At 65.2% G+C, this 17,406-nt stretch carries 17 protein-coding genes; 14 read left to right on the top strand and 3 right to left on the bottom strand.

All coding sequences use genetic code 11. The annotated features are described in order from the left end of the window. Positions 1 to 116: 116 nt before the first annotated feature. From QMK31_RS03145 to QMK31_RS03135, 3 genes are all read left to right on the top strand, one after another. Positions 117 to 1,409 (top strand): beta-propeller fold lactonase family protein, encoded by a 1,293-nt coding sequence (locus QMK31_RS03145; RefSeq protein ID WP_283499470.1) that lies wholly within the window; start codon positions 117 to 119, stop codon positions 1,407 to 1,409. A gap of 101 nt (positions 1,410 to 1,510) precedes the next feature. Beyond that, entirely contained in the window at positions 1,511 to 2,446 is a 936-nt protein-coding gene (locus QMK31_RS03140) for a phosphodiesterase (protein ID WP_283499469.1), read from the top strand. Positions 2,447 to 2,468: 22 nt separating this feature from the next. Next, positions 2,469 to 3,503 carry a tyrosine recombinase XerC gene (locus tag QMK31_RS03135; RefSeq protein WP_502852329.1) on the top strand — a complete coding sequence of 345 codons (1,035 nt, stop codon included), beginning with the start codon at positions 2,469 to 2,471 and terminating at the stop codon, positions 3,501 to 3,503. Between the two features lie 59 nt (positions 3,504 to 3,562). On the opposite strand, the gene QMK31_RS03130 is transcribed toward QMK31_RS03135, so the two are convergent. After that, positions 3,563 to 4,144 (bottom strand): M23 family metallopeptidase, encoded by a 582-nt coding sequence (locus QMK31_RS03130; RefSeq protein ID WP_283499468.1) that lies wholly within the window; start codon positions 4,142 to 4,144, stop codon positions 3,563 to 3,565. Between the two features lie 353 nt (positions 4,145 to 4,497). On the opposite strand from QMK31_RS03130, the gene rpsB reads away from it, so the two are divergent. The 9 genes from rpsB to QMK31_RS03085 all read left to right on the top strand — a co-directional run bounded on the left by rpsB (position 4,498) and on the right by QMK31_RS03085 (position 11,481). Beyond that, entirely contained in the window at positions 4,498 to 5,448 is a 951-nt protein-coding gene (gene rpsB / locus QMK31_RS03125) for a 30S ribosomal protein S2 (protein WP_283499467.1), read from the top strand. 10 nt (positions 5,449 to 5,458) lie between these two features. Continuing rightward, positions 5,459 to 6,286, top strand: a complete 828-nt coding sequence (tsf, locus tag QMK31_RS03120; protein WP_283499466.1) for a translation elongation factor Ts — start codon at positions 5,459 to 5,461, stop codon at positions 6,284 to 6,286. 147 nt (positions 6,287 to 6,433) lie between these two features. After that, positions 6,434 to 7,174, top strand: a complete 741-nt coding sequence (pyrH, locus tag QMK31_RS03115) for a UMP kinase (protein ID WP_283499812.1) — start codon at positions 6,434 to 6,436, stop codon at positions 7,172 to 7,174. 30 nt (positions 7,175 to 7,204) lie between these two features. Continuing rightward, positions 7,205 to 7,759 (top strand): ribosome recycling factor, encoded by a 555-nt coding sequence (gene frr / locus QMK31_RS03110; protein WP_283499465.1) that lies wholly within the window; start codon positions 7,205 to 7,207, stop codon positions 7,757 to 7,759. Positions 7,760 to 7,770: 11 nt separating this feature from the next. Next, complete coding sequence (locus QMK31_RS03105) at positions 7,771 to 8,784, top strand: phosphatidate cytidylyltransferase (RefSeq protein ID WP_283499464.1); 1,014 nt, start codon at positions 7,771 to 7,773, stop codon at positions 8,782 to 8,784. Positions 8,785 to 8,831: 47 nt separating this feature from the next. Continuing rightward, positions 8,832 to 9,635 carry a DivIVA domain-containing protein gene (locus QMK31_RS03100; RefSeq protein ID WP_283499463.1) on the top strand — a complete coding sequence of 268 codons (804 nt, stop codon included), beginning with the start codon at positions 8,832 to 8,834 and terminating at the stop codon, positions 9,633 to 9,635. A gap of 54 nt (positions 9,636 to 9,689) precedes the next feature. Next, on the top strand, positions 9,690 to 10,358 hold the full coding sequence (locus QMK31_RS03095; RefSeq protein WP_283499462.1) for an aggregation-promoting factor C-terminal-like domain-containing protein: 669 nt from the start codon (positions 9,690 to 9,692) through the stop codon (positions 10,356 to 10,358). Positions 10,359 to 10,405: 47 nt separating this feature from the next. Then, positions 10,406 to 10,711 carry an Rv1322 family protein gene (locus tag QMK31_RS03090; protein ID WP_283499461.1) on the top strand — a complete coding sequence of 102 codons (306 nt, stop codon included), beginning with the start codon at positions 10,406 to 10,408 and terminating at the stop codon, positions 10,709 to 10,711. A 14-nt stretch (positions 10,712 to 10,725) separates the two neighbouring features. After that, on the top strand, positions 10,726 to 11,481 hold the full coding sequence (locus tag QMK31_RS03085) for an alpha/beta hydrolase (protein WP_502852467.1): 756 nt from the start codon (positions 10,726 to 10,728) through the stop codon (positions 11,479 to 11,481). 111 nt (positions 11,482 to 11,592) lie between these two features. Here QMK31_RS03085 and QMK31_RS03080 read toward each other — a convergent pair whose 3' ends face one another. Next, complete coding sequence (locus QMK31_RS03080) at positions 11,593 to 12,642, bottom strand: AI-2E family transporter (protein WP_283499459.1); 1,050 nt, start codon at positions 12,640 to 12,642, stop codon at positions 11,593 to 11,595. A gap of 23 nt (positions 12,643 to 12,665) precedes the next feature. Next, positions 12,666 to 14,273, bottom strand: a complete 1,608-nt coding sequence (locus QMK31_RS03075) for a coiled-coil domain-containing protein (RefSeq protein ID WP_283499458.1) — start codon at positions 14,271 to 14,273, stop codon at positions 12,666 to 12,668. Positions 14,274 to 14,527: 254 nt separating this feature from the next. On the opposite strand from QMK31_RS03075, the gene QMK31_RS03070 reads away from it, so the two are divergent. Both QMK31_RS03070 and QMK31_RS03065 read left to right on the top strand, forming a co-directional pair. Then, positions 14,528 to 16,387 carry a DUF8094 domain-containing protein gene (locus QMK31_RS03070; protein ID WP_283499457.1) on the top strand — a complete coding sequence of 620 codons (1,860 nt, stop codon included), beginning with the start codon at positions 14,528 to 14,530 and terminating at the stop codon, positions 16,385 to 16,387. Continuing rightward, on the top strand, positions 16,384 to 17,376 hold the full coding sequence (locus QMK31_RS03065) for a tetratricopeptide repeat protein (protein ID WP_283499456.1): 993 nt from the start codon (positions 16,384 to 16,386) through the stop codon (positions 17,374 to 17,376). The genes QMK31_RS03070 and QMK31_RS03065 overlap by 4 nt, the downstream gene beginning before the upstream one ends. Positions 17,377 to 17,406: the final 30 nt, after the last annotated feature.

Here is a 17,406-nt window from a genome sequence, read left to right as displayed (position 1 = left end):
CCGCCCGGCCCAATCTGCCCCTTGCCGCGCATCGACCTCGGGATTACTCTGACCGCCAAGATCGCCAGAAGTCTCGCCCCGTTCGATTGTATGAATTGTGTAGAAAAGTGGATGTTATGAGCGCACCCCGCACCCCCCGCCGCCGAGGAGTGACTGCCGTCCTCACCGTTCTCACGGTCGGGTTGGCGGTGTTCATCTCGGCACCGAGTGCGCTCGCGGCTCCCGCACCGATCGCCCTCGGCACCGCGCGTCAGTTCACCGCGAGCCCGATACCCAAAATCACCGGTATTGCGCAGGCCGGCCGACGACTCACCGCCTCGCCGGGAACCTGGAAACCCGCCCCGGTGACGCTGACCTACCACTGGATGGTGGACGGTGCGACGGTTCGCGGTGCGACAGCATCCGTTTTCATTCCCTCCAACGCGCAGGTGGGCAAGCGAGTCACCGTCACCGTCACCGGCACGAAGTTGGGATATCAGACGGTCTCCAAGACGAGCGGCGGAACCTCGCCCGTGGCCCCGGCCACCATTGGCGTCGGCTCCAATCCCGTGAAACTGGTGGTGACCGCCGACGGCCGCTGGGCTTACGTTGCCAACTATGGGGCAGGCACGGTGTCGGTGATCAGCACCACGACCGGTCGCGTGGTTGCCACCATTCCGGTAGGAGGCGCACCGACTGGTTTGACGGTGTCGTCCACTCAGAAGCAAGTTTTCGTGAGCACGTGCGCCGACGAGAAAGTGTATGCGCTGGCCATCGCCTCCCAGACCGTTGCGTATTCCTTCAAGACCGGGACCTGTGGTGACCTCGTGGCCACCGCCAACGGCAAGTCTCTCTACATCGGCGGTTCCCCGACCCTGAGCGCTATCACGGTCGCCACGATCGCCACGCGTTCCCTCGCCGCGCCGATCTTTACCGGCGCCCCGGCGGGCGAACTCACGCTCAGCGCTGACCGAAAAAGGGTCTATGTCAGCAACGGCGATGACTACGCCGTTCTCATCGTTGACACGGCGACGAATCGGTTGCTGCCCCAGAGACTGACCACGTCGCATCCGCCGGTCGCGTCGGCGCCGTCGCCCGACGGTAAAACGCTTTACGCGAGCCTTGGACGGGACCTGTTTACCGGTCCGGCCGATGCCGTCGAGGTGATCGATACCGCGACGAACCGGGTACGGGCCACAATCGCCATCAACGCACCGGGCGATCTTGAGGTGAGCCCGGATGGCGCAAAACTCTACGTTCTGTCGCGCGGTGACAACACCATCGTGACGGTCAGTACCGCGACGAACCGCGTGCTCAGTCGCATTCCCGTTGGGCGCGCACCGACGAGCATCGCCGCCCTGCCCGACGGCAGCAAGGTCGGCATCACGAACTTTGGCGACAACACGGTGTCGGTGCTCCCGGTGTTCTAGGTGCTCCGGGTGTTCGGTGCTGCAGGTGTTCTCGGCGAGGTCGGGGAGCCCGCCCCGCTGTCGGTGGGTGCCCGTAGTCTGGAGAGGACGAAAGGTGAACCATGGCAGCAGTGCAGTTGGGGCAGTACGCGCCCGCCGAGAAGATTCTGGTGCACCTGAGTGACACCCATTTTCTTCTCGGCGGCGCAGCCCTCTACGGTGCCGTCGACACCGACCACACCGTGCACCGCGCCTTCGAACAACTGCACCGCTCGGGCATCCGTCCCGATGCGATCATCCTCACCGGCGACGTGGCCGACCGCGGCGAAGCGGATGCCTACCGCCGCATCCGCGGCATCGTCGACACCGCTGTCGCGAGGTGGGAGGCCAAGATCATCTGGGTCATGGGCAACCACGACCGAAGAGAACCCTTTCGTACCGAGTTGCTCGGCGAAGCGCAGTCGGATCGGCTAGCTCCGGTCGGTCAAGCTCCCGTTGATCAAGCTCCCGTTGATCAAGTGAGTGACCTCGATGGCCTGCGCATCATTGCCCTCGACACGAGCGTTCCCGGTTACCACCATGGTGAGGTCACCGACAATCAACTGCGCTGGTTGGCTGACGTGCTCACGCGGCCGGCCCCGCGCGGGTCTATTTTGGCGCTGCACCACCCGCCGATCCCGACGCCGCTGCCGTTGATGAGTGTGCTCGAGCTGCAGGATCAGCCGCGACTGGCCGCAGTGTTGGCGGGCAGCGATGTACGCGCCATTCTCGGCGGACACCTGCACTATTCCACCCAGGGGCTGTTCGCCGGCATTCCCGTCTCGGTCGCGGCAGCTACCTGTTACACGATGGATCTGAGCGCCCCCGACCGTGAACTGACCGGGGTGAACGGCGGCCAGTCGCTGAACCTCGTGCACGTCTACGCTGACCAGATTACCCACTCACAGCTGCCGATCGGCGACTTCGACGCTGTCACACAATTTCCCGCCGACTACGTCAATGAGCTCGCCACCCTCTCGCCAGAGGACCGCCGGCAGGCCTTCTCGCGGCAGCGCTGACAGCGGCGCGGCGGAACCAGGAGTGAGAGAAACGAAAACCGTGCACCTGAGCGACGACATCGATGAATTTCTGCGTTACCTCAGCGCCGAGCGCGGCTACTCGGTGCACACGGTGCGGGCGTACCGTGCCGACCTGCACCAACTGGCCGGGTTTGCTGCCGAACGCGGCGCCACAACGACCGGTGACCTGAGCTTGGAACTGTTGCGGGAATGGCTCTGGGTCGCCACCCAGGCCGGCCTGGCCCGTGCCACTCTGGCCCGTAGGTCTGCCTCGGCGCGCAGCTTCACTGCCTGGCTCGCGCAGAACCACGAGGAAGGTATCGACCCAGCGGTTCGCCTGCGCTCGCCGAAGCCGGGGCGCACCCTGCCGCGCGTCATCACCCACGCGCAGATGAGCGACCTGCTCGACCTGTTGGCCGCCCGGGCTGCCGGGGGCGCAGCACTCGCGCTGCGAGATCTCGCCATCGTCGAGATGCTCTACGCCTCGGCGCTGCGGGTCTCCGAGCTGGTCGGCCTCGATCTCGCCGATGTGGACCTCGAACGGTTGACCGTTCGAGTGACCGGCAAGGGCGCGAAGGAACGCGTGGTTCCGTTCGGGGTTCCCGCGCAGCGTGCTCTCGTTGGCTACCTGCGCGAGGCGCGGCAGACACTCGTCGCTGGTGCCGCGCAGCCAGTGAAAGCCGGTGCCGTGCAGACCGGTGTCGTGAACGCCGGTGCCGTGAACGCCGGTGCCGTGCACACCGCGACGGCCGCCCGATCGAACCCTTCCCGCCCGAAAGTCGCGGCAGTTTTCCTGGGTCGTCAGGGCCAGCGTCTCGGAGTGCGCGGGGTTTACCGACTCGTCGCCGCCCTGCTGGAAGCGGTTCCCGGTACCGGCCCGGCCGGACCGCACGCCCTGCGCCACACCGCCGCCACCCACCTGCTCGACGGCGGGGCCGACCTGCGCGCGGTGCAGGAACTCCTCGGGCATGTCAGCCTCGGTACCACCCAGATCTATACCCACGTCTCGGCAGAACGCCTCAAAGCGAGTTACGGGCTCGCCCACCCGCGGGCCTGACCTGGCCGTGGACTCAGCAGCGCGATCAGCGATCAGCGATCGGCGATTAGAAGTTGGCCTCAGGGACCGGGCCTCGAAGCCGTCACATCAGGAATCGTCGGCAGCAGAACGGCCCGGGGAAGCTTGTCAAAGTAGCGCAGTGGGGAGACGTAGAACCCGTGCAGACGTACCCCAAGATGCAGGCACCCGGGCGGGCAGTGGCCGCCGTTGCCCACGGTGCCGATCACCTGCCCGGCGCGCACCCGGTCGCCCACGGCGACGACGGCATCCACGGGCTCAACCGTCACGATCACGTCACCCGGCTGCGCGATCGACAGAACCGGTCGATCGACGACCGGGCCCGCGAACGACACGACGCCGTCGTGCGGGGCCAATACGGGCTGCCGCGCCTCGGCGGCCAGGTCGATGCCGCGATGCCCGCTCGCATACGCTGACGCCGGCGCCAGAAAAGCCCGGGTCACCAGGGGCGGGCCCGCGAGGGGCCAGCGCCAGGCATCCGCTCTGATCGATGCGGCTCTCGAGATCGAGCCACGGGGTGATGCCCCAAACGCTGCGCCCGACGCTTCCCCCGGCACTGGTCCCGCGCAAACCACAATTCCAATAGTGAGAGCAGACGCCGCCACCGCGCGAAGGTATGTCATACCCCCACCCTGCCGCGCGACGGCGGACCTGCCGGGCCAGCGCACGGATAGGTGCACTCCCTGCACGGTTGCCCGCCTGTGCAGGAGACGGCGACAGCAGGAGGCCCCAATCCATCCGGTCGCACCGGCACCCCCGGCGGTGATACGCTATCCCCAGCAGCGCTTTGTGCGCTGACTACGCGTGCCCATTTGGCCGCCATGTCCAATCGGTCCCGTACAGCGAGATTCTTGAACAGAGAATCTTGCCTGAACAGGGCGGACGTGTGCCGGGTACCAGGAGTGATGATCGACCGATCATCACACAAACCGATTGGTGTGGCTTTTCGAGCCCGCACCAGAACAGGAGTCGGCACATGGCCGTCGTCACCATTCGCCAGCTGCTTGACAGCGGCGTGCACTTCGGGCACCAGACCCGCCGTTGGAACCCGAAGATGAAGCGCTTCATCTTCACCGAGCGTTCCGGCATCTACATCATTGACCTGCAGCAGTCCCTCGGATTCGTTGACAAGGCCTATGACTTCGTCAAGGAGACGGTTGCCCACGGCGGCACCATCCTCTTCGTCGGCACCAAGAAGCAGGCCCAGGAATCCATCTCAGAGCAGGCGCAGCGCGTCGGCCAGCCCTACGTCAACCAGCGCTGGCTCGGTGGCCTCCTCACCAACTTCCAGACCGTTTCCAAGCGACTGGCCCGCATGAAAGAACTCGAAGAGCTCGACTTCGAAGACACCGCCAAGAGCGGTTTCACGAAGAAGGAAATGCTCATCAAGAAGCGCGAGCTGGTCAAGCTGCACAAGAGCCTCGGCGGAATCCGCAACCTCACGAAGACTCCGTCTGCCCTGTGGGTTGTTGACACCAACAAGGAACACCTCGCCATCGACGAGGCGCGCAAGCTTGGCATCCCCGTTATCGCCATCCTCGACACCAACTGCGACCCCGATGACGTGCAGTACCCGATTCCGGGCAACGACGACGCCATCCGCTCCGTTGGACTGCTGACCCGCATCATCGCGGACGCCGCAGCCGAGGGCCTCATCCAGCGCCACGCCAAGCCGGAGGCCGAAGTTGAGCCCCTCGCCGCGTGGGAAGCCGAACTGCTTCAGGCCTCGGATGCCGAGACCCCCGCAGCAGAGACCACCCCCGCGCAGTCCTCCGCCGAGACCGAGAAGGTTGCCGACGCTACCGTCGTCTCCGACGAGGCTGTCGTTGCAGAGCCCACCATCGCCGACGCTGTCGCCGACACCGAGGTTGCCGCCGTCCTGGCCGCCGTCGCTGACGAGCCTGTCGTTGCCGACGAGACCAAGTAAGGAACCCGGTATGGCAAACTTCACACTCGAAAACGTCAAGGCTCTTCGCGAGAACCTCGGCACCGGAATGGTCGACACCAAGAATGCCCTCGTTGAAGCTGACGGTGACATGGACAAGGCCATCGAGATCCTGCGTCTCAAGGGTGCCAAGGGTAACGCCAAGCGCGCTGACCGCTCCACCTCTGAGGGACTCGTCGCTGCCAAGGAAATCGGTACGACCGCGTACATGATCGAACTCGCTTGCGAGACCGACTTCGTCGCGAAGGGTGACAAGTTCGTCGTCCTGGCCGACAAGGTTCTTAACGCGATCGCCGCCGCTGGCGCGACCACGGTCGAAGCCGGACTGGCCGCAGCAGCCGGATCGCAGACCGTTGCCGAGCTCATCGACGGCGAAGCCGCCATCATTGGCGAGAAGTTTGAACTTCGCCGCGTTGCCGCCGTCACCGGCGAATCGTTCTCGATCTACCTGCACAAGACCAGCAAGGACCTGCCCCCGCAGGTCGGCGTTGTTCTCGGCTTCTCCGGAACCGACGTGGAAACCGCTCGCAGCGTGGCCCAGCACATCTCGTTCGCCAACCCCGAGTACCTCGCCGCGAGCGATGTTCCTACTGAACTCGTAGAAACCGAGCGCAAAATCGTCACCGAGATCTCGAAGAACGAGGGCAAGCCGGAAGCGGCACTGCCCAAGATCGTTGAGGGACGCGTCAAGGCGTACCTCAAACAGGTTGCACTGCTCGAACAGGACTACGCCAAGGACAACAAGTTGTCCGTCGCGAAGGTTCTGGACGACGCTCAACTGACCGTGTCGGGCTTCGCCCGGTTCAAGGTCGGCGCCTAACAAAAAATGACGGAGGTCGGATTGCGAAAGCGATCCGGCCTCCGTTTTTGTGCGTGCCCCGGCGGGGCAGACGCGCGTACTTGGTAGCTTGGTATCATCCCCTCTCGGAAGGCCCCGCACGACATGACTGACACGGCCAGCACGCCCATGCCCCACACCAGCCCGGTGAATTCCGCCGCGGTCGTCAAGAAACGGCGGGTGCTCCTCAAGCTGTCCGGCGAGGCCTTTGGCGGCGGCGCCATCGGTGTGAATCCGGATGTCGTCAGCTCGCTGGCCCGCGAGATCGCCGAGGGCGCCAAGCACGTCGAAGTGGCCATCGTTGTGGGCGGTGGAAACTTCTTTCGTGGCGCCGAACTCTCTCAGCGCGGAATGGACCGCGGACGCGCCGACTATATGGGCATGCTCGGCACCGTCATGAACGCCCTGGCCCTGCAGGACTTTCTTGAACAGGCTGGCGCCGAGACCCGCGTGCAGTCCGCCATCTCGATGACGCAGGTCGCCGAGCAGTACATTCCTCGGCGCGCTGAGCGGCACCTGGAAAAGGGGCGCGTCGTGATCTTCGGCGCCGGCGCCGGACTGCCATACTTCTCGACCGACACGGTCGCAGCGCAACGCGCCCTCGAAATCGACGCCGACGTCGTGCTCGTGGCTAAGAACGGCGTCGACGGCGTTTACTCCGACGACCCCCGCACCAACCCCGATGCCCAGAAAATCCACCACATCACGTATCTGGAGGCCCTGCAGCGCGGCCTCAAGGTCGTCGACTCCACCGCATTCAGCCTGTGCATGGACAACCACATGCCCATGCAGGTGTTTGGCATGGCGCCGGAAGGCAACGTCACATCAGCCATCCTCGGCGCCGATCTGGGCACTCGCGTCTCCAACTAGAATTGTTCCACCACCAATAAAGGAGTCACCGTGATCGCGGATGTTCTTTCCGACGCCACTGCGCGCATGAACCGGGCCCTCGAGGCCGCCAAAGACGATTTTGGCACGGTGCGCACTGGCCGCGCCAACCCGCAGATGTTCGCGAAAATTCTGGTGAGCTACTACGGCACGCTGACCCCGCTGGAACAGCTTGCCTCCCTGCAAAACCAGGAAGCCCGCACGATGCTGATCGGTCCGTACGACAAGGCGGCGCTGCGCGACATTGAGATCGCCATTCGCGACACCCCGAACCTGGGCGCCAACGTTGGTAACGACGGCACCACCATCCGCGCCACCCTCCCCGAACTCACCACGGAACGCCGCAAGGAATTCGTGAAGATCGTCAAGGCCAAGGCAGAGGACGCCCGTATCTCGGTGCGCAACATTCGCCGCAAGGCCAAGGATGAGCTCGACGCGCTCAAGAGCGAGGTCGGCGACGACGAGGTCAGTCGTGCCGAGAAAGAGCTCGAGCTGATCACCAAGAGCCACGTGGACGGCATTGACGAGGCGTTCAAGCGCAAGGAAGCCGAACTCCTCGAGATCTAGGGAACGATCAGATGACCGAGAAACCGGGAAGCGATCAGCCGCCTAAACGCGGTCACGGCGTCAACCGCGCCGAGTTTCGGGCGCAGGTGAAAGCGACGCGCGCTGACTTCGAACGGCAGGTGCAAACCACCAAGGCCGATTTCGAACGCCAGGTGCAGGCCACCCGCGCCCAGCTCGACGCGACGAACGAGCGCATCGAAGCACGTACCGGTCGCAACCTCATTCTGGCCATTCTGATCGGGCTCGTGCTCGGCGGCTCCATGTTGGTCAGCCTGATCATCATCAAACAACTCTTCATGATCTTCGCGGTCGTGATCGTGGCCTTCTGTGCCTTCGAACTGGCGCAGGCCCTGCGGCACGCCGGCCGCAACGTTCCGCGCATCCCGGTGATCATTTCCGCCGTCGCGATCGTTCCGGCTTCCTTCTACGGCGAGGCGACGGGCCAATGGCTTGTCATGCTCGGTGGTATTGCGCTGATCGCCCTGTGGCGACTGGCGCTGCTGGTGATGCCGTCCCATCGTGCGTCGGCCCGTTCCGTCGTCGGTGACGTGGGCGGCGGCATCCTGATTCAGGTGTACGTCGTATTTCTCGCGAGCTTCGCCGTGCTGCTCGTGGCGCAGGACGATGGCCAGTGGTGGACGCTCGCCTTTCTGATCCTGGTGATCTCCGCCGATACCGGTGCCTACGTGAGCGGGCTCAACTTCGGCAAGCATCCGATGGCGCCTTCGATCAGTCCCAAGAAGACCTGGGAGGGCTTTATCGGCGCGGGCCTGATCTGCATGGTCGCGGGCGTGTTGCTCTCGATCTTCATGCTCGACCAGCCGTGGTGGTTCGGGCTGGTGTTCGGGGCGGTCATTCTGCTGACCGCGACCTTTGGCGACCTGGCCGAATCGCTCATCAAACGCGACCTCGGCATCAAGGACATGAGTTCGTGGCTGCCAGGGCACGGCGGCTTTCTCGACCGGCTGGACTCGATTCTGCCCTCGGCCGCCGCCGCCTACGCGCTCTACCTGGTCTTCGCGTGAGCGTGACCGATTCTTTCCGCACGAAGCAAGTACGAGACAATGAGGCCATGAGCACCATATTTCCCCGAGTGGGCAAGAAGACGCTCGGCTACAACGTCGGCCAGGTCGAAGCGTTCCTAGCTGCTGCTCGCCGCGCCTACGACCTGCCTGACCTGCCTGATCAGCCCGACCAGCCCGATCCGGCTGACGGCGACATCGAGGCGGACACGGGCAGGGCTGCCAGCCCCGATAACAGCCTGAATACCAACACGGTGGAATCCGTCGATGCGATCGCCGCCGACGTCGAACCCGGTGATCGTCCGCTCGGGGCTGTGGCCGGCGACGAGACGACGCGTCTCGACGGCTCAGACGGCACCGATGCCATCCACGCCATCGTTGCCGAGAAAGCCGAGGCGGAAGCTGCCGTGACCGGCGCGACGTTGACGGCCGAAGGCATCCGCCATACCGCTTTTGCGATGCACAAGGGCGGCTACTCGCCGGAACACGTCGATGCCGCGTTGGAACGACTGGAAGACGCCTTCGCGGCCCGGGAGCGTTTTCAGGCCACCAGCGCCGGGGGAGAGCAGGCGTGGATGGCTGACGCCGAGAGCACCGCCGACGTGCTCGTGGCCAGGCTCAGCCGCGCGCCCGGTCACCGTTTCACCCGGGCGAGCGTGTTGGCGGTCGGCTACAAGCGAGTGGATGTCGATCGTCTCGCCAACAAACTGGTTAAGTATTTTCAAGACGGTCGAGAGCTCACCGTCGATGAAGTTCGAACGGCCGTTTTTCGCCCTGAACGCGGCGGATACCGGGAAGCGCAGGTGGACCTGGTGCTGGACAGCGTCGTCAACGTCATGCTTGCGGTGCGCTGATTTGGTTACCGTTACTTGGTTGTTATCAAATTTGTCGGCTAAGGTCTACTACTAATGGGTAGGCATCTGAAAGCAATCGACACAGTTCCGGCCGCGGCACGGCCGATCGTTCGTCGTACTCGATCCAGGGTGAAGCCGGCGAACTTTCTGTTCGGGTTCACTGCCGCCTGCGCTTTCGTACTCGTCACCGTGGTCGATCCGTACTCGGGCGCGACGGCGTCGCCCTACTTTCAGATCGCCGGCAGCACGACCGATGACGGTCCGGCGCAGGCCGTGCTCGTGGCGGGCAGCTATACCAACACCATCACCCGCGACGGCTATGCCGTGACCGAGAAGCCTAAGCCGGTTCCGGTTCCGGTTGTCGTCGCGGTGGAGAAGAAGACCGCGAGCTTTACCGCGCCGTCTGCCGCCGTGCCCGATCCGGGCTCGGCCCAGGCTTATGCCTACGACGCTGTTGCCGGTCGCGGCTGGGGCGAAGACCAGTACAACTGCCTCGTCTCGCTGTGGCAGAAGGAGTCGGGCTGGCGCGTCAACGCCCAGAACGGTTCGAGCGGGGCCTATGGAATTCCGCAGGCCCTCCCCGGCTCCAAAATGGCCACGGCGGGCGACGACTGGGCCACCAATGCCGGAACTCAGATCGAATGGGGCCTCGGCTATATCACGGGCCGCTACGGCACTCCCTGTGGCGCGTGGGAAAAATCCCAAGCCTCTGGCTGGTACTAGCAGATCCGCTGGTGCCGGGCCTTCGGTGTGCACTTTAGACTGGAACCATGGCGCGCAGCAATCGACCCAGAGGCCGCAAAGCCCCGCAAGCTGCCGACGACGATGAGACGGGCGACCTGAACCATCTGCTCTCGGGGTGGCGTCGCAGCGAAGTTCGGCGCGACGGACTGTGGCACGTGCAGCCGGTCCCCGCCAAACAGGCCGTCAAAACCTACCTGTGCCCAGGGTGCACCCTCGACATCGTGCCGGGCGCGGCGCACATCGTCACGTGGCGCGGCGACGGGGTGCTCGGCGACGCCGCCGATCTCTCCAACCGGCGGCACTGGCACTCGCACTGTTGGAAAATCAAGTGACAGCTATCCCCGAAATGCCAGGAGAACCCGTGACCGCCTCGGTAGATATTCGCGGCGGCATCGAACTGCCCGCCACCATCGAACCCATCGAACTGCACACCAGCGACGGTCTCACCCTGGTGGGCGAACTGGCGACCCCGGTCGGCCGAGCGCCGGTCGCCACGCTCGTGACGCTGCATCCGCTGCCGACCGCCGGCGGTTTCATGGACTCGCACATTCTGCGGAAGGCCGCCAACCGGCTGCCCGCGCTGGCCGACCTGGCCGTGCTGCGGTTCAACACCCGCGGCACCGCCTCGCCGCGCGGTACGAGTGACGGCGACTTCGGCCACGGACTGACCGAACGGGCCGACGTTGCTGCGGCGATGGCCTTCGTCGCCGAGCGTCGGCTGCCAAACCCGTGGCTGGTGGGCTGGTCGTTTGGCACCGAACTCGCCCTCAAATACGGGCTGGAGCACACCATTCGCGGGGCCATCCTGCTGTCGCCGCCGCTGCATCGCACCACCAACGAGGAACTCGCGGCCTGGGCCGGCAACGAACGCGCCCTCGTCGCCCTGATCCCCGAGTTCGACGACTACCTGCGACCGGATGCTGCCCGCCGCCGGTTTGCGAGTGTGCCCGAGCTGCGTCTGGTCGCGGTGGAGGGCGGCAAACACCTGTGGGTGGGGGAGAATCTCACTCGTCGGGTGTTGACCGAAATCGTCGCCACCGTAAACCCCAAAGCGCTGCCGCTGCCGACCGAGTGGACGGCGCCGCTACCCGGTGCCGACTAAGCCCGGTGCCTGCTAAGCCCGGTGCCTGCTAAGCCCGGTGCCTGCTAAGCCCGGTGCCTGCTAAGCCCGGTGCATCCGCTACCCGGCGCGTTCTGAACCACGCCGAGGACCTCAGAGTTCGTTCTGGCGGGGGATGACGACCTGTTTGACGATCATGATGACCGAGGCGGCAACCGGGATTGCGATCAGGGCTCCGAGGATGCCGAGCAGGCTGCCGCCGGCCAGAGCTGCGATCACGACGACCGCGCCCGGCACGGACACGGCCCGGTTCATAATGTTCGGGCTGAGCACGTAGGCCTCGACCTGCATGTAGATCAGGTAGTAGATCGCCGCCGCCAGCGCCGTCTGCGGTGAACTGCCGATCTCCGGAATCAGACAGGTCAGCACGATGATGACCGAACCCGAAATGGTACCCACGAGCGGGATCAGCGACAGCAGGAAGGCGATGAACGCGAGCAGCGCCGGAAACGGCGCTCCGATGATCGACAGGAAAATGAAGCTGAGCACGCCGTTAACCGAGGCGAGCGCGGCCTGCCCCACGATGTAGCGGCCGACGGCCGTGGTGATCTGCTCGCTGATATCGGTGAAGCGGTCGCGCTTGGACGCGGGAACGAGCTGGTAGGTGGCTCGCTTCATGCTGTTCAGCGAGGCCGTGAAGTAGAGCGTGAGAATCAGAATGATCAGGGCGCCGAACAGCCCGTTGACGAAGGCCAACCCCGACTGTACGACCGTAGCCGTGATGTTGGTCAGGTTTCCGCCGAGAAAATCGGTGATCGTCTTGGTGATCTCGCCGATGTCGAGCCCGGGGAACTGCTTCTGGAGATCGCCCAGAAAAGTCGAGCTGTTCACCCCCTTGACGAGCTCCGGAATGAGTTTGGAGAGCTTTGAGACCTGATCGACGATGATCGGAACGATCGCGAAGATCACCGCGGTCAGCACCCCGAGCACGGCCGCCACCACGGTCAGGATCGCCGCCCAGCGCGGAAACTTCTTCTTCTCCAGCCAGGACACGGCCGGGTCGAGGCCGAGCGCGATGAACAGCGCGGCTCCGACGTAGATGATGATCGTCTGCAGGCTGATCACCGACGTGATGATCAATAAGCCGAGCCCGACTCCGAGGGTTCCGACAAGTCCGAACCGGAAGGCATTCTGAATTTTCACGTGGAGTCTCCAGGAGTAGGGAATTACTCGGCTGCGACCCGTTCTGCCTGGGTCAAAACGCTGCGCAGGCTTTCAAAGTACCCAGCCACGGCGTCGCGTTCAATCCTAATCTGCGATAACCGATCTTCGGCGTCGGCGACGAGGGCGCGTGAGCGTGTCGTGGCGTCGGTGACGAGGGCTGTGGCAGTCGCGTGGGCGTCGCTGAGAATGCGCTCGGCACTCTCCTCGGCGAGTTCCTTGTTCACCTTGGCTTCCCCGCGCGCGCCAGCGTCGAGCTGCTCGTTGAGAACGCGCAGCTCGGCTGTGCGTTCGGTCGTTTCGGTGAGCTGCCTGGCGGCATCCACCTGAAATTTCTGCGTCTGGGCCACTGCCTCCTGGTGGCGGGCCAGATGCTCCTGCTCGGACTCGTCCCGGCGAGCCTTGAGCTCGACATCGAAGTCGGCGCGGGTCTGGTCGATTTCCCTGGCCAGGCGGCTGGTTTCGTGCTCGCCCTTTCTTTGGGTGGCGGTGAGCTGGTTCTCCAGGTCGATGCGGGCCTGTTCGGCCTCGGCCTCGGCGTCGATGAGGGCCTGTTGATTCTCGCGGGCGAGGTCGGCGCCGGCCTGCTCCAGCTCGGCGGCGAGGGCGGCACGGGCCTGCTCGATCTCCCGGGCCAGTCCGGCGCGCTTACGATCGAGGTCACGGGCGAGGTCGGTCTGCGCCTGCTCCCGCTCCACCTCGGTCACCGCGTGGGCCTGTTCGATCTCGCGGGCCAGGTCGATGCGACCCTGCTCAACCTCGGCGGCGAGCAGGGTGCGGGCCTGGTCGGCCTCGTGGGTGCCATTCAGCCGGGCCAGCTCGGTCTCCCGCGCCAGATCCACGCGGGCCTGCTCGGTCTCGGCCGCGAGATCGACGCGGGCCTGCTCGGTCTCGCGCTGCAGGTCGGCGCGTTGCTGATCGAGCTCCAGGGCAACTTCAGCGCGGGTGAGTTCGGTCTCGTGGGTCAGCCCGGCCGCGATTTCACGGGCTTCGGTGGCCTCCCGCTGAGCGACGACGCGCACTTCAGCGGCCTCCCGATCTGCCTCAGAGCGGATGGCGGCCACCTCACGTTTTACCGTGGCTCGCGCTTCGGCGGCCTCGGTGGCGACAGCGCCGCGAATGAGCGAGGCATCGCGAATGGCGTCCTGGGTCATCTGGGCCTGCTCGTCCTGGGCGCGAGCGCGCACGTCATCCGCTTCGACGCGTGCGTCATCGAGCACCCGACGCGCCTTGACTGCGGCATCGGACAGGGTGCGTTCGGCTTGTTCGACCGCGTTCTGGCGCAGCAGCTGCACCTCGGCGCTGGTCGCGGCGCGCAACTTCTCGGCGTCGATATCCGCCTGGGCGATGACACGGGTGGACTGTTCCTCCGCCACGCGCAGAGTGTTCTCCAGCTTGGTACCGAGACCGGAGAACGTGGGGCTTCCGACCTCTTCGATCTCGGCGGTGAGATCGTCGATGCGACCGGCGAGACGTTTGGCCTCACGCCCGGCTTCCGCGTTTTGGGTGTTCGCCTGAATCAGTTCGCGGCGCAGCGACTGGATGGCCTTGGCGACCTCATCCTTGTCGTAGCCGCGAAATACCTGGGTGAAATCAGCTTCGTCGTCAGACAAGTGTGCTCCTTACAAATGGGCCCCGGCCCTCGATGGATCATGCATGACGGGACAGCTCGATTTTAGTGGGTTCCGCACCGCCCCGAACGCGCCCGCCAGCGCAGCGGCGCCCGCCCACTATTAGGCACCTCTCAGGAGAACGCAGTAACGTAGGAGGTCCGTGTCTGAGCAGCTTCAGGCACGTGAATCAGTCAGCGTGACTGACCAGTACCGACCAGACAGTACCAACCAGCGAAAACGCTGAAGGGTGATACGTGCGTTTTGTTCTTGCCATCGTGGCCTTCGTTCTTGCAGCAGTGATGATCGTTTTCGGCATCGCCCAGCGAACGATCCTGCTCGCGCCCGCATTCACCTCCCTGAGTACGACAGTGACCGGCGACACGAGATACACCGTGATCGATCCGAGCGCCCTGGCAGCCTCGCCGGGCAGTCAGACCATGAACGTGCGCGGGGACGGCCCGATTTTTCTCGCCTACGGTCGCTCCGAAGACGTTGCCGCCTGGATCGGCGCGGATGCTTACACCACCGTCGGCTTCAGCGAGGAGACCGGTGAACTCACCTCTACCGCCACCGAGGCTGTCACCGAGGAGGACGCAGCGGCGAACGATGCCCGGGCGGCGGATGCCGTTCCAACGGATGCCGCTCCAACGGACGAGGCCACCGCGATCCCGAACCCGGCCGGCTCCGACCTTTGGCTCGACGAATACACCGGCACCCAATCCCTGACGACCACGTTGACCCTCCCAGAGGGCATCTCGGTGATCGTCGCGTCGGACGGAACCGAACCGGCACCCGCAAGCATCCGTCTCTCGTGGGCTTCGGACAATTCCACTCCGTGGGCTGGCCCGCTTCTGGCTGGCGGTGCCCTGCTGTTGCTGGCGGGCCTGGTGCTGTACCTGCTGGCGCTGCTGCACCTGCGTCGTTCGCGACGGCCTCGTCGTAATGTTCCGCGTGGACCGCGCATGCCGCGATTGCCCCGTGCGCCACGTCCGAAGGCGATCAAAGCCAGCCAGATCACCGCGTCCCGGCGGGGAATCACCCGTCGGGTGGCCGTCATTCCGATGGTCCTGGTCTCCGGGCTGGCCTTGAGTAGCTGTTCAGCCGACCTGTGGCCCGATTTCAGTACGGCCGGCAGCGACACCGCCACTGCCACTCCCACACCGACGCCCCAGTCCACCGATTCGGTCGAGGCCGCCGCCGAGTTGCCGCCGCCCGCCGTGACCGTCTCGCAGTTGGAGACCATCATGGGTGAGATCTCGCGGCTCAGCGCTGACGCCGATGCAACCCTCAGTGCCGATACCCTGGCCACGCGATTCACCGGGCCAGCACTGGAACAACGCCTCGCCAACTACAAGATCCGTTCCGTCGATCCGGCGGTCGCCCCGCCCGTGGCCTTGCCCGCCGCGCCGCTCACATTCACCCTGCCGCAGCAAACCAATTCGTGGCCGCGGGTGGTTATGACCGTCATCCAGGACGAAAACGATCCCAGTATTCCGACCATGGCGGTCATGCTCAAGCAGGAATCGCCGCGCTCCAACTATCAGGTGGACTACCTGTTCGCACTGGAGCAGTCGGCGCACGTGCCGAAGGTGGCCCCGGCCGTTGTCGGTGCCCCGGCCATCGCCCCGGACAACAAGCTGCTGATGCTGCCGCCGGACCAGCTGGCAGCCGCCTACGCTGACATCCTGCTGCAGGGCGAAGCCAGCGCCTCGTACGGGCTGTTCGAGAGCGATGGTGATAACTTCCGCGTTCAGGTCGCTGACCTCAACGCGGCCAAGATCGCTGCTTTGCCGTCTACCGCGTCGATCGAGTTCGCCGCGGCCGCGGGCAGCGACGAGGTCGTGGCCCTGGCCACCAACGACTCCGGCAGTATCGTGGCCGTCAGCATGACCGAAACCGAAACGGTCAAACCCGTCGATGCCGGTGCCACGGTGGGTCCGGCGGCCGACGCCCTCGCTACGAAGGCCCTGTCCGGCATCACCACGACGGCCAAGGGCTTTCAAAACACCTACCGTGACCAACTGCTGTTCTACGTGCCTACAGCAGGTTCAAGCGAAAAAATCGTGCTACTGGGCTTCGCTCAGGGCCTCATCACATCGGCGGAGCTTCCATGACGAACATGCCCCCTTCCGGCTCGAACCTGCGCGGAGCGGTCGACCTTTCTTCCCTCGTGAACCGTGCCCCGGCCGGTACCCCGCCCGTCGCCACGACCGGGGCACCCGTCACGGGTGCCCCGGTCGGTGGACCGGCAGCGCCCACCGGCCCCGTTACGGTTCCGAGCTTGGTTCTCGACGGTACGGACGCTAACTTTGGTGAGCTGCTCGAACTCTCCTCCCGTGTTCCCGTCATCGTCGGGCTGTGGGCATCGTGGAGCGAGCCCTCCACCGCGCTCATGACGGTGCTGGAGAGGCTCGTGACCGGGCTCGACGGACGGTTCGTGCTGGCCCGCGTCGACATTGACGCGAACCCGCAGCTCGCGCAGGCGTTCCAAGCCCAGTCAGTGCCCACGGTCGCCGCCGTCATCACCGGTCAGCCGGTGCAGCTTTTCAACGGCCCGCTCGCCGAGGAACAGATCGTAGACGTGCTCGGTCGCGTCCTCGAACTCGCCGCACAACAGGGCGTGACCGGCACAGCCGAGGCCGCCAGCGTTGCCGCCGACGCGGAGCCGGCCGCCGTGGTCGACGAGCCGCTGCCGCCGCACCATTTGGAGGCCTACGCGGCCATCGAAGCCGGCGACTACGCCACAGCCCAGAGCGAATACCGCACGGCGCTGGCCCAGAACCCGAACGACACCATGGCCGTGGCCGGACTGGCCCAGGTCAGCCTCCTCGCCCGGCTGCAGGGTAGGACCATCGACCAGATCCGCAACGGGGCAGCATCCGCTCCCGACGATCTCCACGCGCAGCTGCTGGTCGCCGACCTCGACCTCTCCGGCGGCCACATCGAGGACGCCTTCGATCGGCTATTGGCCCTGTTCCCGGCCCAGCCGGCCCCTGGCCGCAACACCATCCGCGAGCGCATCCTGGAACTGTTCGAGGTTATCGGCGCCGACGACCCCAGGGTCGCCCCCACCCGTTCCCGCCTGGCCGCCCTTCTCTACTGACCTTGTAGCCTGCCCTGGCAGGGTCTTTAG

It is taken from the genome of Cryobacterium sp. PH31-O1 (assembly GCF_030063455.1).
Lineage (GTDB): Bacteria > Actinomycetota > Actinomycetes > Actinomycetales > Microbacteriaceae > Cryobacterium.
The sequence above is the reverse complement of the archived record's forward strand: the minus strand, read 5'-3'. Positions and strand labels throughout refer to the sequence as shown.